Raw genomic sequence first — 19,831 nt, forward strand, 5'->3', positions numbered from 1 at the left:
AAAGGCGATAACGGTGTTATCAAATTAAAATCATGAAAAAAGAAACTGATGAGTTAAACGAAAAAATCTTGGAAAGCGCAAGGAGTGAGTTCTTGGCTTATGGCTATCAGGATGCTTCACTGCGGAGAATTTGTCGCGCTGCTGGCTTAACGACTGGTGCGCTTTATAAGCGCTATGAAAGTAAGGACATTCTCTTTACAGCCCTGCTTGAGCCTACTCTGGATGCGCTAGACTGGTATGGACAGGAGCAGAAGCGACGTGACTATGCTTTGCTAGAAGAAGGACATCTGTCTGATATGTGGGCCCATCGTTTAGAGGATCTCCAGTCTCTGATGTGTATTCTCTATGAGCATAAGGATATTATGCAGCTCTTGCTCTTTAAATCTCAGGGTTCTTCGCAAGCGGACTTCAGGATGCGTCTGCCTCATTTGGCTACAGACGAGACTTATCGCTATTTGGAGCTTGCTTACAAAGAGGGGAAAATCAATCATCTGGTCAAACACGAGTTTCTGCGATCGTGCATGACAGCTTATTACACAGCTGTATTTGAGCCCTTGGCTCAAGACTGGCCCCAAGAGCAGGCGCTGGAATTTTGCCATTCCATCATGAATTTGTTTGATTGGGGAAGTTTGCTAGGTTTTTGATAGAAAGAAGGAAATTCTATGAAGAAAAAATCTATCGTTTCTTGGATCTGGGAATTTGTTTCCCTTCATAAGATATATTTTGTGCTCAGTCTAATCTTTGCCTTTGCCTCTGTGATTTCAGGATTTCTGCCTTATTTCTTTATTGGTGGAATGATTAATCAGCTCTTGGATGGCAATAAAAACTGGGATTTCTACTTGCAGCAGTCAGCTTGGGCAGGTCTGGCCTGGATTGGCTACTGGGGATTTCACGGTATTTCCACCATGCTGTCACATACGGCTACTTTTAAGATTCTAGCGGAAATGCGACACCGCCTGACAGATAAGCTAGCTAGCCTGCCTTTAGGTACAGTGCTTAGTCAGTCATCAGGCAGCTATAAAAACATTATCGTTGAGCGGGTGGATGCGACCGAAACGACCTTGGCTCACCTTATTCCAGAGTTTACCGCTGGGATTTTTGGTCCGATTATTGTTCTCATTGCCATGCTGGTTATCGATTGGCGGCTGACCTTACTGTCCCTCCTGACTATTCCCATTGTGGCATTGGCCTATGTGCGGATGGCTGTCAATAGCGAAGCGGACTATCAAAATACTCTGGTCAAGACCAAAAAGCTCAATGATACAGCAGTGGAATACATCAACGGGATCGAAGTCATCAAGGTGTTTGGCAAGGAAAAGTTCTCTTACGATAAGTTTGTGACGGCTGCTAGAGAGGGAGCAGACTGCTTTATTGAGTGGATGCGCAAGTTCAATCTGGAGATGGGCATTGTGATGGCTTTTCTGCCATCAGGCTTGCTCTTTCTGCTGCCGGCTGGCTGTTATTTCTATCTGCAAGGTAGCTTGACTGCCAGTAATTTCATTCTGATGATTATTCTGTCGCTCAGTCTTCTGACTCCTCTGATTTTAGTGGCTAGTTACATGGACGATTTACGGAAAATCGGGACTATTTTTGGCCAAGTGATTGATATTTTAGAAAAGCCTGATTTGAAAAGGCCTCAGGAACTGAGAGAACTTCCAAAAGGAAGGGATCTGGTCATGACGGATGTCAGATTTGGCTATACAGATGAAGAGGAAGTACTGCACGACATTTCGCTAGATATTAAGGCTGGCAGCATCAATGCTTTGGTCGGACCGTCCGGCTCAGGTAAGTCTACAATTGCCAAGCTTCTAGCTTCTTTCTGGGATGTCACTTCTGGCCAGATTACTTACGGTGGCTTGGACATTCGCCAGCTTCCGCTAGACTATTACAGTCGGCAGATTGCTTACGTGACCCAGGATAACTATCTCTTTGATGAGACTATTATGGAAAATATCCGAATGGGAAATCCAGCAGCATCTGATGAAGAGGTCATCGAAATTGCCCGTCGCTGCGGCTGTTATGACTTTATCGTGAACTTGGAAGATGGTTTTGAAACTCAAGTAGGCTCTGCCGGCGGTCATCTATCTGGTGGGGAGCGTCAGCGGATTGCCATCGCCCGTGCCATGCTTAAGGATGCGCCGATTCTTATCTTGGATGAAGCGACTGCTTATACAGATCCGGAAAATGAAGCACGGATTCAGTCCGGTCTAGCTCGTCTGATTGAGGGACGAACCTTGATTGTCATTGCCCACAGACTGTCTACGATTATGAGTGCAGACCAGATAGTGCTGATCAATGATGGTCGGATTGAAGCTAGAGGTCGGCATGAAGAGTTGCTGGCAGCCAGTCCGCTTTATGCTTCCATGTGGCAGGCCCATATAGTTACTAGGGATAGTGGTGAGATGGAAGGAGGGCTGACTCATGCTTAACATACTGAAGAAATTCTTTGATTTCTGTACAGCAGAAGACCGTAGGAAATTTTATCAATCCATTTATCTGGGTATCATCAAGTCCTTTATCATCGCTCTGCGTATCCCAGCAATCGGCCTAGTCGTTATGGGACTGATTGAGAAGAATCTCTCTATACAGACCTTCTGGCTGGCTCTGGGTATCATGTTGGCATCCACTGTGCTAAATGTCTGGATTACCCTGAAAATTACCATGCTACAGACGGAAGCGGGCTATCATACCTGTGCTCAGAAGCGGATTGAAATTGCCGAGCACATGCGCTATCTGCCCATGGGTTACTTTAATCAAAATAGTTTGGGCAAGATTACCAGTGTTACGACCAATACGCTGGAAGGACTGTCTGATGTAGCTACCAGAGTGGTTATGATGACTGTGCAGGGCTTTCTGACGACTGGCCTCATCACTATTTTGGTTTTTCTCTATGACTGGCGGGTTGGTCTCGTCCTCTTGGTGGGTCTCGTCCTCTTTCTCCTGCCAAATACCCTCATGCGTTGGCAAGTTGCCAAAGTTTCTGATGACAAGTATCAGGCAGATATGGATCTGGTAGCCGTTGTTTTGGAGTATAGTCAAGGGATTGCAGAAGTTAAGAACTACAATCTGGTCAACCGTTCTGCCAAGAAGCTGTCCAAGGCTATTGAAGGCAAGAGCCAGCTAGATACCAAAATGACACTTGTTACCTCACCTTACATTGCCCTCCAGGGCATGGTGACCAAGCTGACCGGTCTCTTTATGGGGCTTTTCTCTATCTACTTTTATCTCAATGGCAGTATGGAGCTGCTGGTAACTATTATGATGATTGTCAGTGGTTTTATGATTTATGAAAATCTAGATGGCGTTGGCTCTTTCTCCTCTCTCCTGCGCATTGTTGATTTGTCGGTTGATATGGTCAATCAAGTCTTAGCTATCCAGCCGATGGACATCAGTGGTCAGTGTATTGAGCCTAAGAGTAGCCGGATTGAGCTGAGAGATGTTAGTTTCTCTTATGGAAATAAGAAAATTATTGACCGAGTTTCCCTCACCATTCCAGAAAAAACGACAACTGCCTTGGTCGGACCTTCTGGGTCAGGCAAAACAACACTTTGCAACCTCATTGCTCGCTTCTGGGATGTGGACCAGGGAAGTATCAGTTTGGACGGGCATGATGTCAGGGATTACAGCTATGATAGCCTGATTCGTAATTTCAGCTTTGTCTTCCAAAGCGTCTATCTCTTTGAGGATACCATTGCTAATAACATCCGCTTTGGCAAGCCAGAGGCCAGTCTGGAAGAAGTGATGGAGGCCGCCAAGAAAGCCGCCTGTCATGACTTTATCCTCTCACTGCCTGATGGCTATGACACCAAGATTGGTGAAGGAGGTGCCAGTCTTTCTGGAGGTGAGCGTCAGCGCATTTCCATCGCTCGGGCTATTATCAAGGATGCGCCTATTATCATTCTGGATGAAGCAACAGCCAATGTTGACCCAGAGAACGAAGAAGCCCTCATGCAGGCTATTCAGGCTCTGACTCGCGATAAGACTATTATCATGATTGCCCACCGACTCAAGACAGTTGAGCATGCAGACCAGATTTTGGTGCTGAATCAAGGCCGCATCGTTGAGCAAGGTAAACACCAAGACTTACTGGCCAAACAAGGTATCTACAGTAAATTTATCCAAGAAAGAAAAACAGCTGCCAGCTGGCGGATTGAGATGGGGGAGTGATAGTATGTAAACCGTTGTAAATCAGCGGTTTTTTTACGTTTGATTTCATTTGTTTCAGTCTTGACTGAAATGAGTGAAAGAGATATACTATAGGTAAGAGGTAACAGATATGAATCAGAAAAAGAAGATTAGTTTAAAGCCAGAGTTACAAAAGTTTATTGAGAATATTGCTGCCATTTATGAAGGTTATGGCATTCCGCGAATTGGGGGTCGGATTTTTGGTTTGAGCCTTGTTTTTGGAGAACCTTTGTCAGCAGAAGATATGTCGGCCCTCCTTCAAGCAAGCAGGAGCAGTATTTCTACCAATATTCGAGCATTGATGCTCAATGGCTGGATAGAAAAGGTTACCTTTCCTGGAGATAGGATTGACTATTTTAGATTTTCTCCCCAGGCTTGGGAACGAGTTCTCGAACATCGAAAAGAAGCTTTATTTCCAATCAAGCAGATTGTTGAAAGGGGACAGCAGGAACTGGCTGCAGATTCGCTTGAGCACCAGCAGTTAGAAGACATGAAAGCATGGCTGGATATCCAGGCTCATTATCAGGAGGAAATGTTGAAGGCTTGGCGGAAACATATCAGAGACAATCAAAGAGGGTGACGAAGATGTATGAAAATCCTTATCAATATTTATCAGGAAATATTGGAGACAAAAAACTCATTCGAGCGGGTTTTGAAGAAAAACTCTATGATACAGGACAGATTAAACTGAATTATGTTGTGGGACCAGACAATGGACCCAATCTTCTGCTTATTCCAGCTCAAATGGGAACTTGGGAATCTTATGGCAAAGTCCTGATTCCTCTTTCTCAGCAGTTCAAGGTATATGCTATTGATATTCGGGGGCATGGCAAGTCCAGCTGGACACCAGGAGATTATTCTTGGTCTATAATCGGTCAGGATATGCGTTCCTTTATTGATAATGTCGTCCAAGGGAAAGTCATCATTTCGGGAAATTCTTCAGGAGGGATTATCGCTCTTTGGTGTGCAGCCAATTTGGGTTCGGAAGTAGCAGGAATTGTCATTGAGGATGCTCCTGTCTTTTCTGCAGAGATGCCTCGTTTTAAGGAGAGGGACCGTTTTGTTTATAATGGTCTCAAGCATATAGTAGAAAAAATAGGGGATTTGGACAATCGTGATTTGGCGGATTATTTTTCAGGTCAGGAGATGCCTGTCTCGGAGAATCGGGTTAAAAAAATGCCTGACTGGATGATTCGTTTATTATCAAAGCGAATCAAAAAATTTCAAACAAATCATCCCAATCAGCCACTTGAAGTTGGTTTTCCATCTGCCTTGAAGCAGCTTCTGAAATCACTGTCCATGTTTGATCCAGATTTTGCTCGCGCTTTTGTGGATGGCCGATTTTATCAAGGTATTCATCATGCTGAAGCCCTGAAAGCAAGCACTTGTCCAATACTATGTCTACATGCTAACTGGAAAAGATATGAGAAGTACGGTCTAGTTGGGGCTCTAGATGACCAGGATGTTCAGCATATTCTGGAGCTGGCGCCACAGACTATTTACAAAAAAATTCCAGCCAACCATGTCATCCATGCATTTAAACCCCGTTCCTATATCCAAGCTTTGCTGGAGTTTAAAGACATAATTCAGAACCACTAAAGCAAGCCATTGGCTTGCTGTTTTTCATTTATTGGCAGGAATGGTATAATAGTTGATAGTCATGAGAAGTAGATTAGTGAATTTGGGAGAATGATGAAAAAGAGAGTTACAATAATAATGATAGCGATATAATCTATCAGCTTGAAAAAAACAAGGAATAAAATTTTTAATTTTAGATGAAGAGGTACCCCATGAATGAAATCAAATGCCCTAACTGCGGGGAGGTTTTCACAGTCAATGAGAGCCAGTACAGTGAGCTTTTGTCGCAGGTTCGGACAGCAGAGTTTGACAAGGAGATTCATGCTCGGATTGAGCAGGAACTGGCTTTAGCAGAGCAAAGATCCCAGAATGCCCAACAAGCTCTCCTGTCGCAGAAAGAGCAGGAAATTACCAATCTTCAAAATCAAATTACTCAGTTTGAGACCCAGCAGGAATTGGCAAAGAAAGAGGCAGAGCAGGCAGCTAGTCTTCAATTGCAGGAGAAGGAAAAGGAAGTTCAGCAATTGGAAAGTCAGCTGACAACTCTGCGCTTGGAGCATGAAAATCAACTTCAAAAGACCCTCTCTGCACTGGAAAAAGAGCGAGACGAGGTTAAGAATCAGCTAGTCTTGCAGGAAAAGGAAGCAGCGCTGGCTCAGACCTCTCTCAAAGAACGCTATGAGGTAGAGCTTCGGCAGAAAGATGAGACCATAGAGTTCTACAAGGATTTTAAAGCCAAGCAGTCTACTAAGATGATTGGTGAGAGTTTGGAACAGCACTGCGAGTACGAGTTTAACAAGAATCGAATGGCCATGTTTCCACGAGCCGAATTTGGCAAGGACAATGATGCCAGAACAGGCAGCAAGGGTGACTACATTTACCGTGAGGTGGATGAAAATGGTGTAGAAATCCTCTCCATCATGTTTGAGATGAAAAATGAAGGCGATGAGACAGCGACCAAGAAGAAAAACGAGCATTTTTTCAAAGAGCTGGATAAGGACCGGCGGGAGAAGGGGTGCGAGTATGCTATTCTGGTGACACTTCTTGAGGCTGACAGCGAGCTCTACAATTCGGGTATTGTCGATGTGTCCTATGCCTATGAGAAGATGTATGTTATCCGACCACAGTTCTTCTTGCCCATGATTACCCTCTTGCGCAATGCTGCGCTTAACTCGCTCCAGTACAAGCAGGAACTGGCCTTGGTGCGGGAGCAGAATATTGATATTACGCATTTTGAGGAAGATTTGGATGCCTTTAAAGTAGCTTTTACCAAGAACTATCAGTCTGCATCAACCAACTTTGGCAAGGCCATCGAGGAGATTGACAAGGCAATCCGCCGGATGGAAGAAATCAAGAAATTCCTGACAACCTCTGAAAACCAGCTGCGCTTAGCAAACAACAAACTGGACGACGTCTCTGTCAAAAAACTGACGCGCAAAAATCCTACCATGAAAGCTAAGTTTGAAGCATTGAAGGGAGACTAGGAGGCTCCTATGCAGATACGAAAAGCAACCATGAAAGATGCTGAAGCCTTATTGTCTCTATACGAAGACTTGGGCTATCCAACGACCGCTTCTAAGCTGGCTCGACGTTTAGAAATGATTCTCTCTCAGCCGCATTATGGCTGTCTTTTAGCTGAAAGAAACGGAGAAATTTTAGGTTTCTTAGGTTATGCAAAGCTCTTCTTTTTTGAAGCAGATGGATCTTACTATCGTATTTTGGCTTTGTCAGTTGCAAAAGAAGCAAGACGACAAGGAATTGCTAGTAGGCTAATCGATGAATTGAAAAAACAAGCGGTAAAAGAAGGAGTTAAGGCGCTGGCTCTAAATAGTGGATTAACTGCTGAACGAAATGCTGCACATCAGTTTTATCAGGCGGTTGGATTTGAAAAAGTGACTGCCGGCTTTGCTCTGCATTTAAAAAGTCAACATGAATAAACATGATAAAATAATAAGGGAAACGAAGTAATGTCTTCAACAAAAGGGAAAACCTTATATTTTAACGATAAGAGCATGGACTATGTGACCTTTGAAAAAGGTAAGAAACCTCTGCTCATCATTCCAGGTCTAGGGGATGGTTTGGCGACTGTTAAGGGAATGGGGCAAATGCTTGCTCTAGTTTATAGAGGATTCGCAGCAGCTTACCAGGTCTATGTTTTTAGCCGAATCAATGAATTGCCAGAAAATTATACAACACGAGATATGGCGACTGATATAGCTGAAGCTATGGATGTTTTAGGTCTGAAAACGGTAGCTGTCATAGGAATTTCCCAAGGCGGTATGATTGCCCAATGGTTGGCAGCAGACTTCCCGGAAAGAGTTGAAAAATTGATTTTGACAGTTACAACTGCGAAACTGAATAATCTTGGTAGGGAGAGGATTACTCGCTGGCTTGAATTGAGTCAGACTGGAGCCTATAAAGAACTGATATTTGATATTGCAAGTCACTCTTATACGGCTAAATCTTTTGGAAAATTCAATTACCTTTATCGGATAATGGGAATCTTTGGTCGCATTAAAGATAAACAGCGGATTGCTATTCAGGCCATCTCATGCTTAAGACATGATAGTCTGGCTGTTTTGGGAAAGAGCAAGTGTCCTACGCTAATCATCGGAGCAGAAGAAGATGATGTTCTAGGTGTGGGAGCTTCGCTCGAATTGCATCAACATATCAAAGATAGTCAGATCACTATTTTACCAGACTGTGGCCACGCACTCTATGAACAGCATAAGGATTTCCAAAAGAGAGTTTTAGTATTTTTAGAAAGTTAACCAATGAACGGAATTATCAACTTAAGAAAAGAAGCGGGCATGACCTCGCATGATGCGGTATTTAAGCTGCGCAAGATTTTAAAAACTAAGAAAGTCGGTCATGGAGGTACCTTGGATCCAGATGTGGTCGGGGTGCTTCCGATTGCTGTGGGCAAGGCGACGCGCTTGGTCGAGTTCATGCAGGAGGAAGGCAAGGTCTACGAGGGGGAGATTACCCTGGGCTGCTCAACGACAACAGAGGATGCCAGTGGAGACATCCTTGAGCGGACTCCGGTGACGGAGCTTTTAGAAGAAGTTCTCATTGATGAAGCGATAGAGTCCATGACTGGTGAGATTCGCCAGATTCCGCCTATGTACTCAGCAGTCAAGATCAATGGCCGCAAGCTTTATGAGTATGCAAGAGCGGGTCAAGAAGTGGAGCGGCCAGAGCGGCAGGTGACCATCTATAGTTTTGAGCGCACCAGTCCGATTTCCTATGAAGATGAAAAAGCCCGCTTTCGTTTTCGAGTGAAGTGCAGCAAGGGGACCTATGTCCGGACCCTGTCTGTTGATTTAGGAGTCAAGCTTGGCTTGGCTAGTCACATGTCTCAGCTGACACGGATTTCCTCGGCAGGTATGAGTTTAGAAGATGCCTTGACCTTGGATGAAATAGCAGAGCGAGTAGCAGAGGAGGATTTTTCCTTCCTCCAACCACTCGAATTGGGTATAGGGGATTTGGTTAAGATAGACCTTACAAAAGAACAGGCAGAGGATGTGCGATTTGGTCGATTTATTGATGTGAATTCTAATGAAACTCAAGTAGCTGGATTTTTCCAGGGGAAATTGCTTGCTATTCTAGAAAAGCGTGACGAAGAATATAAACCTAGAAAAGTGTTTCTTTAACATTTTGTGATAAAATAGATAAGTGATGAAAACGATTAGAATTAAAAACGAACAAGACATTCAACAAATTGAACACACAGTTTTAGTGTTAGGGTATTTTGACGGACTGCATAAGGGGCATCAAGCATTGTTTGCTGAGGCAAGAAAGATTGCAGCAGCAAAGGATTTGAAAATTGCAGTGCTGACTTTCCCAGAATCTCCCAAATTAGCCTTTGTACGGTACCAGCCTTCGCTAATGCTTCATTTGACCAGCCCAGAAGAGCGCTTACAACAATTAGAAAATCTTGGCGTAGATTATCTTTATTTGGTTGATTTCACTAGTCAATTTGCTCGCAATACGGCTGAACAATTTTTTACAAAATACATCTCGCGTTTGAAAGCAAAAGCGGTCATTGCAGGTTTTGATTATCATTTTGGTTCTGATCGACGCAGTGCAGAAGATTTGGAGAAACTGTTTGAAGGACAAGTTATCATAGTTCCTTCTGTAAATTTCAATGGAGTAAAAATTAGCTCAACTCGCATTCGAGAGACGGTACTGGCAGGAAATGTCGCAGAGAGCAATCAATTGCTGGGCTATTCGCTATCCACTAGTGGAATTGTTGTTCATGGCAATGCAAGAGGGCGAACGATTGGCTATCCAACAGCAAATCTTGCTCCGCTGGATCGGGTTATTTTACCAGCAGATGGTGTCTATGTGGTCGATGTAGAGCATGACGGACAGATGTATCGCGGAATGGCTAGCGTCGGGAAAAATGTCACTTTTGAAGGTGATGAACTTCGTTTTGAAGCCAATATTTTTGATTTTTCACAAGATATTTATGGTGATACTATTCGTATTTTTTGGTTGGATAAAATTCGAGATATGGTAAAATTCGATAATGTGGACGAGCTAGTCAAGCAATTGCAAGTTGATAAGGAAATCGCAAGATATTGGTCTCCTAAAAATGAAAACCACTAAATCATGTATTAAGCTTCTTATTTTTCCTAAAAAAATAGGAGAAAATTTGTAAAAATGCCTAGTAATCTTACATAAAATTTAGTATAATGATAACAGTTACAAATAATAAGAAGAGAAATGCATGGTTACACTATTTTTATCACCGAGTTGTACAAGTTGTCGCAAGGCGCGTGCATGGCTATCCAATCATGAAGTTCCTTTTGAGGAGCACAATATCATGACGAGTCCTTTGTCTGCTCCAGAATTACAACATATCCTTTCTCTGACGGAGAATGGAACAGATGACATCATTTCAACTCGCTCCAAAATATTTCAAAAATTAAATTTAGATGTTGAAAGTTTATCAATTTCTGAGTTACTTCGTTTAATCGAAGAAAATCCAAGTCTTTTGCGTCGCCCGATTATTTTAGAAGGTAAACGAATGCAAATTGGATTTAACGAAGATGAAATCCGTGCGTTTTTACCTCGCGGATATAGAAAACAGGAATTGCGCGATGCAACTCTAAGAGCTGAGATTGAATAATATGAATAAAAACTATCGTTACCCACTAGACATGTCGTGGAGCACTGAAGAGCTTGCTTCAGTGCTTTCTTTTTTGAATGATGTAGAGCGGGCTTATGAAGAAAAAATAACAGCAGAAGAAATACTATCATCTTACAAACTCTTCAAAAAAATTGTTCCAAGCAAAGCTGAAGAAAAGCGGATTGGACGTGAATTTGAAATAGCAAGTGGCTATTCCTTATATCGAGCTGTTCAAGCTGCAAAACAAAAGGAGAAAGGAATGTTTTCTCTTGGAAAAGAAATTTAATTTTGCCAAACAAATTGTTCTGAATGTAGCTTCTTACATCAAAGAGCATTTGGATGATCAATTAGAAATCGAAACCAAATCCAGTCCGTCTGATTTGGTAACTCAAATGGACAAGGAAGTTCAGGATAATTTAGTAACCTGGATTTTAGAAGCTTATCCTACGGATCACATTTTAGCTGAGGAAAATGGACTGCGTCATTCTATTTCGGATGGCAATGTTTGGGTCATTGATCCTATTGATGGTACAAATAATTTTGTCGCACAAAAAGCTGATTTTGCTATTGTATTGGCTTATTTTGAAAATGGGATTGGTCAATTTGGTGTCATTTATGATGTGATAGGAGACAAGTTGTACCATGGTGGTGGTCAATTTGATGTCTATTGCAATGAGCAGAAATTGCCTTCTTACCAAGATCGTCCCTTGAATCAATTTTTAATGGCATCAAACGCTGGTATTTTTGAGCGCAATGATTGGGGAATTGCTGATTTGGCGAAAGAAACCTTAGGAGTTCGAGTGTATGGAAGTGCTGCAATCAGCTTTAGTAAGGTTTTGTCAGGTCAACTTTTGACTTATATTTCCTATATTTGCCCTTGGGATTATGCTGCAGCTTCCATTATGGGAGATAAATTAGGATATACGACAGTGACGTTTGATGGTAAGCAGCCTGATTTTGAAAGTCATCAGGGGATTATGATGATTCCAATGATGAAATTGGACGAAATTAAAAAATACATATATCGAAAGCGAGAGGATTAGATGCATTTTCCAAAAGGATTTAAAGAAAAATACTACAATCTTTTGGGAGAGGAGGCTCCCTCTTTTTTTCTAACTTTTGATGAGGAGCCGGTTTCCGCTTTTCGAGTAAATCCACTAAAAGAACATCAAAAACATTTTCTAAATCCTATCTCCAACACGAACTGGGGTTATTATGGCAAGATTTCTGGAAAATCAATAGAGCATGTTACAGGCTTGGTGTATTCTCAAGAACCTGCTGCGCAAATGGTTGCTCAAATTGCAGCACCGCGTCAAGATATGAAAGTGCTTGATTTGGCTGCAGCGCCGGGTGGGAAATCCACTCATTTGTTGTCATACTTGAATAATACAGGTGTGCTTGTTTCCAATGAAATCAATTCAAAGCGTTCGAAGGTTTTAGTAGAAAATATTGAGCGTTTTGGAGCGAGAAATGTAGTGGTGACGAATGAATCTGCTGATAGGTTAAGCCAAGTTTTTCAGGGTTATTTTGATTTGATTGTCTTAGATGCACCTTGCTCTGGTGAAGGAATGTTTAGAAAGCAGCCAGAAGCAGCGGAGTATTGGAGTGAGACTTATCCTGCTCAATGTGCACAGCTTCAACGTGAGATACTAGCGGATGCTTTGAAAATGTTGACAACTGGTGGTGAACTGATTTACTCTACTTGCACTTGGGCACCAGAGGAAAACGAACAAATAGTGGATTGGTTGTTAGAAAATTATCCGCTTGAATTAGTCGAAATTCCTAAAATCAATGGGATGATTGCAGGTATTAACTTTCCAGAAACTGCACGTATGTATCCTCACCATTTCAAAGGTGAAGGTCAATTTGTTGCAAAATTTCGCCTTTGTAGTAAGCAGTCAGCAAAAAAATTAAAAGTAAAAAAGAGCCATCTGACATCTGAGCAGAAGATGTTGTGGCAAGAGTTTCAAAGAGAACATCTAACTATAGATCTGACTGGAGAATTACAGACTTTCGGTGATCATTTGTATCTGTTACCACTAGGGCTGCCAGATATGTCGAAATTAAAAATTGCTAGAAATGGCTTATATCTGGGAGTCTTTAAGAAAAAACGTTTTGAACCAAGTTTTGCTTTGGGCCTTGCTTTAAAATCAAACGAGGTGAAGCGAGTAATTGAAATTGATGAGGAGCAATTTAAAAAATATGTTGCTGGTGAAATAGTAAATCTCGATCAAAAATATGGAAATGGTTGGTACCAGATAATCGTTCAAGGCAATGGTCTAGGATTTGCAAAAGTAACTGGAAATATTCTGAAAAATTATTTTCCAAAAGGCCTCAGATTTCAATAAAAAATCTTTCCAAAATCATCTATATATGTTATAGTGAGATGAGATGCAAAGAAGTTAGAAAAACCATAGATCAACAAGCGTTTTCATATCTTAAAAGGAGATTATTTTGGTAAAGCATAAAAAAATACTTTTGTTTATTACTCTTATGGTTTGTAGTATCAGTTTGTCAGCTTGTGCTTCCTGGATTAACCGTGGTGAATCAATAACAGCTGTAGGCTCAACTGCTTTGCAGCCTTTGATTGAAGCAGTTGTAGACAAATATACTGAAGAAAACCCGAAAAAAATTGTCAATGTGCAAGGTGGTGGATCAGGTACAGGATTATCACAAGTTCAATCAGGTGCAGTAGATATTGGAAATAGTGATTTGTTTGCAGAAGAAAAAGACGGAATCAGGGCTAAAACTTTGGTGGATCACCAAGTTGCTGTAGCGGGTACTGCGATTATTGCAAATAAAGGAATTAAGGTAAATAATTTATCAACAGATCAACTACGCAAAATTTTTACTGGTGAATATACGAACTGGAAACAAGTTGGCGGGCAGGATTTGGAAATTACAATTATCAATCGTGCGGTCGGTTCTGGTAGCCGTGCTGTTTTTGATAGTATTATTATGAAGGGCAAGGAAGCCAAGCAGGCGCAGGAGCAAGATTCTAACGGGATGGTCAAAACGATTGTGTCGCAGACTCCAGGTGCTATTTCTTACTTAGCTTTTTCTTATGTTGATACGAGTGTAAAAAGTTTAAATTTGAATGGCTATAAGCCCACAAAGAAAAATGTAACACTTAATAATTGGCCACTTTGGTCTTACGAACATATGTACACTAAGGGAGAACCCAATAAACTTGCTAAGAAATTTCTGGATTATATAATGACAGCAGAAGTACAAAATAATATTGTGGGAAAAATGGGCTATATTCCTATCAATGATATGAAAGTGACTCGTAGTCTTGATGGAACAATTAGCTCAAAATAACAGAAAGAGTATAGAATAACATGAACGAAGTAGCAAAAAAGATGCTGACAAAGTCAAAGAATTCTCGTTTGGAATCTTTTGGAAAAACCATTACCTTTCTTTGTATGAGTTTAATTGTCTTTGTCGTTGCAATGATTTTATTGTTTGTAGCAGAGAAAGGTCTTTCGACCTTCTTTGTTAATAAAGTAAATATCTTCAGTTTTCTTTTCGGAGCAACATGGAATCCATCTGGTAAGGAGTTTGGCGCTCTACCGATGATTCTTGGCTCTTTCCTCGTAACTCTTCTATCAGCGTTATTGGCGACACCATTTGCAATTGGAGCGGCTGTTTTTATGACGGAGGTTTCTCCTAAAGGTTCAAAAATTCTCCAACCGGCTATTGAACTTTTAGTCGGAATCCCATCGGTTGTATACGGTTTTATTGGCTTACAGGTTGTCGTTCCCTTTGTTCGTAGTATGTTTGGCGGGACAGGTTTTGGAATTTTATCGGGGATTTTTGTTCTCTTTGTCATGATTTTACCGACGGTGACTTTTATGACAACAGATAGTTTACGGGCTGTACCGCGCCATTATCGAGAAGCCAGTATGGCGATGGGAGCTACTCGCTGGCAAACTATTTGGCGCGTGACGTTAAAAGCAGCTCGATCCGGTATTTTTACAGCTATTGTCTTTGGAATGGCTCGTGCTTTTGGTGAGGCGTTGGCGATTCAAATGGTTGTAGGAAATTCAGCCGTTATTCCAACCTCTTTGACGACACCTGCTGCAACTTTGACTTCTATCTTAACAATGGGAATTGGCAATACTGTTATGGGAACCGTTAATAACAATGTCCTTTGGTCACTCGCTCTGGTTTTACTTTTGATGAGCTTAGCTTTCAATACTGTGATTAAGTTGATTACAAAGGAAAGAGGTAAGAAGAACTATGCACGCTAAAAAAATAGATAAATTGGCTACAGGTGTCCTCTATACCATTGCAGGAATCATTGTGAGCATTCTTGCCTCTTTAATTCTTTACATTCTAGTAAGAGGATTACCTCATGTCTCTTGGAAATTCTTGACTGGACAATCGTCTTCCTATCAAGCGGGTGGAGGAATTGGAATTCAGCTTTATAATTCGTTATTTCTGTTAGTTATTACTTTAATTATTTCCATTCCGTTATCAATGGGAGCAGGAATTTACTTATCTGAATATGCGAAGAAAGGGTTGGTAACAGATTTTGTCAGAACTTGTATTGAAATTTTATCATCTTTGCCTTCCGTTGTTGTCGGTCTCTTTGGATATTTGATTTTTGTTATTCAATTCCAATATGGTTTTTCAATCATTTCTGGTGCTCTGGCTTTAACTGTATTTAATTTACCACAAATGACTCGTAGTGTAGAAGATAGCTTACAGCATGTGCATCATACACAGCGTGAAGCGGGACTTGCTCTTGGCATTTCTCGTTGGGAAACGATTATTCATGTTGTAGTTCCAGAAGCATTACCAAGTATTGTGACAGGAGTTGTATTAGCTTCTGGACGAATTTTTGGTGAAGCAGCTGCACTTATCTATACAGCAGGTCAATCCGCCCCAGCCCTTGACTGGTCAAATTGGAACATTTTTAGTGTAACCAGCCCAATCTCTATTTTTCGTCAGGCTGAAACATTGGCTGTTCATATTTGGAAAGTCAATAGTGAAGGAACGATTCCTGATGCTGTGGAAGTGTCAGCTGGATCAGCAGCGGTACTTCTCATCTTTATTTTAATTTTCAACCTCGGTGCTCGTAAACTTGGAAGTTATCTGCATAAAAAATTAACATCTGCCTAAAAGGAGAAGAAATGACAGAATATAACTGGAATGAAAAACATATTGTTACTTTTCCTGAAGAAGAAGTTGTGTTATCAACAAAAAATTTGCATGTTTACTATGGTAAAAATGAATCCATTAAAGGGGTTGATATGCAGTTTCAGAAAAATAAAATTACAGCTCTTATAGGACCTTCGGGTTCTGGGAAATCAACCTATCTTCGTAGCTTGAATCGAATGAATGATACGATTGACATCGCCAAAGTTACTGGTGAAATCTGGTATGAAGGGATTGATATCAATCGCTCAGACATCAATGTTTATGAAATGCGTAAGCATATCGGAATGGTTTTTCAAAGACCAAATCCATTTGCTAAGTCCATTTATCGTAATATTACTTTTGCACATGAACGTGCTGGTGTCAAAGATAGGAAGATTTTAGATGAAATTGTTGAAACATCTCTAAAGCAGGCAGCTCTTTGGGAACAGGTAAAGGATGATCTTCATAAATCTGCTTTGATGTTATCAGGCGGTCAGCAGCAACGTCTCTGTATTGCTCGCGCTATTTCCGTGAAGCCAGAAATACTTTTAATGGATGAACCTGCTTCTGCGCTCGATCCAATTGCAACAGCGCAGTTAGAAGAAACAATGTTAGAGTTGAAGAAGAACTATACGATTATCATAGTAACTCACAGTATGCAACAGGCGGCACGTGCTAGTGACTATACTGGTTTCTTCTATCTTGGTGATTTAATCGAATATGATGAAACTGCCAAGATTTTCCAAAATGCTAAGTTGCAGTCTACCAATGATTATGTTTCTGGCCATTTTGGATAAGAAACTGTGTGAATTTAGAATTTATTAAAGGATTATCAGATGATAGAACCTATTTTACAAATTAAGGACTTGTCGGTTTATTATAACAAAAAGAAAGCCCTCAATAGTGTATCATTAGATGTATTGCCTCATGAGATTACAGCTTTGATTGGTCCTTCTGGATCGGGAAAGTCAACCCTTTTAAAAGCAATCAATCGGATGGGAGATTTGAATCCAGAGGTTACAACGACAGGTACTGTAATTTACAATGGACATAATATTTATAGTCCGAGGACAGATACGGTAGAGCTTCGAAAAGAAATTGGAATGGTTTTTCAACAGCCCAATCCATTTCCAATGACGATTTATGAAAATGTTGTCTATGGTCTGCGAATCAATGGTGTTAGAGACAAAGAGGTGTTAGACGAAGTTGTTGAATCTTCACTCAAGAGTGCATCTATTTGGGATGAGGTGAAAGATCGTTTATATGATTCAGCCATTGGCTTGTCAGGTGGTCAGCAGCAACGTGTCTGTGTGGCGCGTGTCTTGGCAACGAGTCCAAAAATTATTCTTTTAGATGAGCCGACATCAGCACTTGATCCCGTTTCTGCCGGAAAAATTGAAGAAACACTGCATGGACTGAAAGATAAATATACGATGTTACTGGTGACGCGTTCGATGCAGCAAGCTAGCCGTATTTCAGACAAGACAGCGTTCTTCTTGGGTGGAGATTTAATTGAATTTAATACTACAAAAGAAATGTTTCTCAGTCCAATTCATAAAGAAACAGAAGATTACATTACAGGAAAATTTGGCTAGAAAGATGGATGCTACTTTTTGTTAGTTCAGCCAATCACGAGGATTATTGATCCTCTTTATATCTGATGAAAGGAAATTTTATGCTTAGAGTACAATTTGAAGAAGATTTAGCAAAACTTCATAACCAATTTTACGCGATGGGAAATGAAGTGTTATCACAGATTAACCGCACAGTTCGTGCATTTGTGACCCACGATCGTGAATTGGCAAAAGAGGTTATTGAAGAAGACGCAGAGGTCAATGAATATGAAGTAAAGTTGGAGAAAAAGTCTTTAGAAATCATTGCTTTGCAGCAGCCTGTTTCACAAGATTTACGAACCGTTATTACAGTTTTGAAGGCAAGTAGTGATGTGGAAAGAATGGGGGATCATGCCGTTTCCATTGCACAAGCGACGATCCGTATGAAAGGAGAAGTTCGCATCCAATCTGTTGAAGAAGAAATCAGCAAGATGGGGCGTGATGTTAAGAACTTTGTGGAAGCAGCACTTGAACTTTATCTTAATGGTGATGTGGATAAGGCTTATGAAGTTGCAGCTATGGATGAGAAAATTAATCAGTATTTTGATGATATTCGAGATTTGGCAACGCAAGAAATTAAGGCAAATCCAGATTTGATTGTTACAGGTCGTGATTATTTCCAAGTTATTTCATATCTGGAACGTATTGGTGATTATGCTAAAAATATCTGCGAATGGGTTGTTTACTTTGAAACAGGTAAAATCGTTGAAATGTAAATACTAACTTAAAAAATTTGAGAATAATTTCTCAGATTTTTTATTTTCTTCTTCCTTTTCCGAATAAGGATATGAGGAGGTTTTTTATGTATAGTATTTCATTTCAGGAAGATTCTTTATTGCCAAGAGAACGTTTGGTAGCAGAAGGTGCAGAACAATTGAGCAATCAAGAATTGTTATCCATTCTTATCCGCACTGGCAATAAAAAAGAAACTGTTTTTCAAGTTTCCCAACGAATTTTATCAACAATTTCTAGTTTAAATGATTTGCGTAATATGACACTACAAGAATTACAATCAATTTCTGGAATTGGACGTATCAAAGCTATTGAATTGCAAGCCATGATTGAGTTGGGACAGCGAATTAGTAAAGCAGAATTGATTATGCAAGAGCAAATTTTAAGTAGTCAAAAGTTAGCGAAAAAAATGCAACAGGAATTGGGGCATAAAAAACAGGAACATCTTGTTGCTTTATATCTAGACACTCAAAATAAAATCATTCATCAACAGACTATTTTTATCGGCAGTGTGTCACGTAGCATTGCGGAGCCGCGAGAAATTCTGCATTATGCCGTGAGGCATATGGCGACATCCGTTATTTTGGTGCACAATCATCCGTCAGGAGCTGTATTACCAAGCAGAAACGACGATGAAGTGACCAAACATGTAAAAGAAGCGTGTGAGCTAATGGGCTTCATCTTACTGGATCATCTCATCGTCGCTGAGAAAGATTATTATAGCTATCGAGAAGAAACGGAATTGATTTAGAGTTTATTGACAACATAGTCAAAGAGTAACCGATCTTTAGGACGTGTTTCAAATAAGAATTCTGGATGCCATTGAACTCCCAGATAAGCGATTTCATCAGTTGTAGTAATGGCTTCAATGGTATTATCTTTTGGATCATGGGCGATGACTTCGACATTTTCTGCTAAATCTTTAATACTTTGATGATGGAAAGAATTTATATGAGATACTTCACCATAAATCTTTTCCAAAACAGAACCAGGTTTGGTAACTAATTTTTGAGTAGTATACTCTGCAGAACTGTCTTGCCAATGATGTTCAATATCTTGATAAAGAGTTCCGCCCATTGCGACATTAAACAATTGTGTACCGCGGCAAACAGTAAAAATTGGTTTTTGCCGTTGGATCGCTTCATGGATTAAGGATAATTCAAACACATCACGATCCAAATGATAATCATCACTATCAATCATTTTTTCTTCACCATAGAATTGTGGTGATACATTTTGTCCACCTGTTAGGATAAGTTTATCAATCATCTTGATGTAATGCTGAGCTATGTCTGCATCTCCAATTGGCAATATGACAGGAATTCCACCAACTTCTTTTACGCCTTCCACAAATCCTTTAGCAGCATAGCTCATGATGGCAAATTCGTCTTCAGGGTTGGGTCTTTCATTTCCAGTAATTCCGATAATGGGTTTCTTCATAAAT

The 19,831-nt window shown here is 40.7% G+C and carries 22 protein-coding genes; 21 read left to right on the forward strand and 1 reads right to left on the reverse strand.

Translation table 11 applies throughout. The annotated features are described in order from the left end of the window. Window positions 1–32 precede the first annotated feature (32 nt). The 21 genes from SCSC_RS03465 to radC all read left to right on the forward strand — a co-directional run bounded on the left by SCSC_RS03465 (window position 33) and on the right by radC (window position 19,138). Complete coding sequence (locus SCSC_RS03465; RefSeq protein ID WP_006270567.1) at window positions 33–644, forward strand: TetR/AcrR family transcriptional regulator; 612 nt, start codon at window positions 33–35, stop codon at window positions 642–644. A gap of 18 nt (window positions 645–662) precedes the next feature. Next, window positions 663–2,429, forward strand: a complete 1,767-nt coding sequence (locus SCSC_RS03470; RefSeq protein ID WP_006270562.1) for an ABC transporter ATP-binding protein — start codon at window positions 663–665, stop codon at window positions 2,427–2,429. Continuing rightward, window positions 2,422–4,167: an ABC transporter ATP-binding protein gene (locus SCSC_RS03475; RefSeq protein ID WP_006270554.1), complete on the forward strand. Its 1,746-nt coding sequence runs from the start codon at window positions 2,422–2,424 to the stop codon at window positions 4,165–4,167. Before SCSC_RS03470 ends, SCSC_RS03475 begins: the two co-directional genes overlap by 8 nt. Window positions 4,168–4,276: 109 nt before the next feature. Continuing rightward, on the forward strand, window positions 4,277–4,765 hold the full coding sequence (locus SCSC_RS03480) for a GbsR/MarR family transcriptional regulator (protein WP_006270523.1): 489 nt from the start codon (window positions 4,277–4,279) through the stop codon (window positions 4,763–4,765). 5 nt (window positions 4,766–4,770) lie between these two features. Continuing rightward, on the forward strand, window positions 4,771–5,784 hold the full coding sequence (locus SCSC_RS03485) for an alpha/beta fold hydrolase (protein ID WP_006270528.1): 1,014 nt from the start codon (window positions 4,771–4,773) through the stop codon (window positions 5,782–5,784). 191 nt (window positions 5,785–5,975) lie between these two features. Continuing rightward, a complete protein-coding gene (locus SCSC_RS03490; protein ID WP_006270553.1) occupies window positions 5,976–7,247 on the forward strand; it encodes a DUF2130 domain-containing protein in 1,272 nt (423 codons plus the stop codon). Window positions 7,248–7,256: 9 nt separating this feature from the next. Next, window positions 7,257–7,700 carry a GNAT family N-acetyltransferase gene (locus SCSC_RS03495; protein ID WP_006270531.1) on the forward strand — a complete coding sequence of 148 codons (444 nt, stop codon included), beginning with the start codon at window positions 7,257–7,259 and terminating at the stop codon, window positions 7,698–7,700. Between the two features lie 30 nt (window positions 7,701–7,730). Further along, window positions 7,731–8,534, forward strand: a complete 804-nt coding sequence (locus SCSC_RS03500) for an alpha/beta fold hydrolase (RefSeq protein WP_006270573.1) — start codon at window positions 7,731–7,733, stop codon at window positions 8,532–8,534. 3 nt (window positions 8,535–8,537) lie between these two features. After that, entirely contained in the window at window positions 8,538–9,416 is an 879-nt protein-coding gene (gene truB / locus SCSC_RS03505; protein ID WP_006270596.1) for a tRNA pseudouridine(55) synthase TruB, read from the forward strand. Between the two features lie 25 nt (window positions 9,417–9,441). Further along, window positions 9,442–10,374, forward strand: a complete 933-nt coding sequence (locus SCSC_RS03510; protein WP_006270540.1) for a bifunctional riboflavin kinase/FAD synthetase — start codon at window positions 9,442–9,444, stop codon at window positions 10,372–10,374. A gap of 121 nt (window positions 10,375–10,495) precedes the next feature. Further along, on the forward strand, window positions 10,496–10,897 hold the full coding sequence (locus tag SCSC_RS03515) for a Spx/MgsR family RNA polymerase-binding regulatory protein (protein ID WP_003024146.1): 402 nt from the start codon (window positions 10,496–10,498) through the stop codon (window positions 10,895–10,897). A 1-nt stretch (window position 10,898) separates the two neighbouring features. Then, complete coding sequence (locus tag SCSC_RS03520) at window positions 10,899–11,183, forward strand: UPF0223 family protein (protein ID WP_003069518.1); 285 nt, start codon at window positions 10,899–10,901, stop codon at window positions 11,181–11,183. Beyond that, window positions 11,167–11,940: an inositol monophosphatase family protein gene (locus SCSC_RS03525; protein ID WP_006270534.1), complete on the forward strand. Its 774-nt coding sequence runs from the start codon at window positions 11,167–11,169 to the stop codon at window positions 11,938–11,940. The genes SCSC_RS03520 and SCSC_RS03525 overlap by 17 nt, the downstream gene beginning before the upstream one ends. Beyond that, complete coding sequence (locus SCSC_RS03530) at window positions 11,941–13,245, forward strand: RsmF rRNA methyltransferase first C-terminal domain-containing protein (RefSeq protein WP_006270544.1); 1,305 nt, start codon at window positions 11,941–11,943, stop codon at window positions 13,243–13,245. A gap of 106 nt (window positions 13,246–13,351) precedes the next feature. Further along, window positions 13,352–14,218, forward strand: coding sequence for a phosphate ABC transporter substrate-binding protein PstS family protein (locus SCSC_RS03535; protein WP_006270522.1), 867 nt, complete (start codon window positions 13,352–13,354; stop codon window positions 14,216–14,218). 20 nt (window positions 14,219–14,238) lie between these two features. Further along, window positions 14,239–15,150 carry a phosphate ABC transporter permease subunit PstC gene (pstC, locus tag SCSC_RS03540; protein ID WP_003069509.1) on the forward strand — a complete coding sequence of 304 codons (912 nt, stop codon included), beginning with the start codon at window positions 14,239–14,241 and terminating at the stop codon, window positions 15,148–15,150. Then, window positions 15,140–16,024: a phosphate ABC transporter permease PstA gene (pstA, locus tag SCSC_RS03545; protein ID WP_003069508.1), complete on the forward strand. Its 885-nt coding sequence runs from the start codon at window positions 15,140–15,142 to the stop codon at window positions 16,022–16,024. Before pstC ends, pstA begins: the two co-directional genes overlap by 11 nt. A gap of 11 nt (window positions 16,025–16,035) precedes the next feature. After that, window positions 16,036–16,839 (forward strand): phosphate ABC transporter ATP-binding protein PstB, encoded by an 804-nt coding sequence (gene pstB / locus SCSC_RS03550; protein WP_003069507.1) that lies wholly within the window; start codon window positions 16,036–16,038, stop codon window positions 16,837–16,839. Window positions 16,840–16,878: 39 nt separating this feature from the next. Then, the gene (gene pstB / locus SCSC_RS03555) at window positions 16,879–17,637 is read left to right on the forward strand and encodes a phosphate ABC transporter ATP-binding protein PstB (RefSeq protein ID WP_003069506.1); all 759 of its coding nucleotides are present in this window, start codon (window positions 16,879–16,881) and stop codon (window positions 17,635–17,637) included. A gap of 80 nt (window positions 17,638–17,717) precedes the next feature. Further along, window positions 17,718–18,371 carry a phosphate signaling complex protein PhoU gene (gene phoU / locus SCSC_RS03560; protein WP_003069505.1) on the forward strand — a complete coding sequence of 218 codons (654 nt, stop codon included), beginning with the start codon at window positions 17,718–17,720 and terminating at the stop codon, window positions 18,369–18,371. 86 nt (window positions 18,372–18,457) lie between these two features. Continuing rightward, the gene (gene radC / locus SCSC_RS03565) at window positions 18,458–19,138 is read left to right on the forward strand and encodes a RadC family protein (protein WP_006267165.1); all 681 of its coding nucleotides are present in this window, start codon (window positions 18,458–18,460) and stop codon (window positions 19,136–19,138) included. Here the strand turns inward: radC and SCSC_RS03570 are convergent. Continuing rightward, window positions 19,135–19,827 carry a gamma-glutamyl-gamma-aminobutyrate hydrolase family protein gene (locus SCSC_RS03570; protein ID WP_006270524.1) on the reverse strand — a complete coding sequence of 231 codons (693 nt, stop codon included), beginning with the start codon at window positions 19,825–19,827 and terminating at the stop codon, window positions 19,135–19,137. The genes radC and SCSC_RS03570 overlap by 4 nt on opposite strands. Between the last annotated feature and the right edge of the window lie 4 nt (window positions 19,828–19,831).

Source organism: Streptococcus constellatus subsp. constellatus (genome assembly GCF_023167545.1).
Lineage (GTDB): Bacteria > Bacillota > Bacilli > Lactobacillales > Streptococcaceae > Streptococcus > Streptococcus constellatus.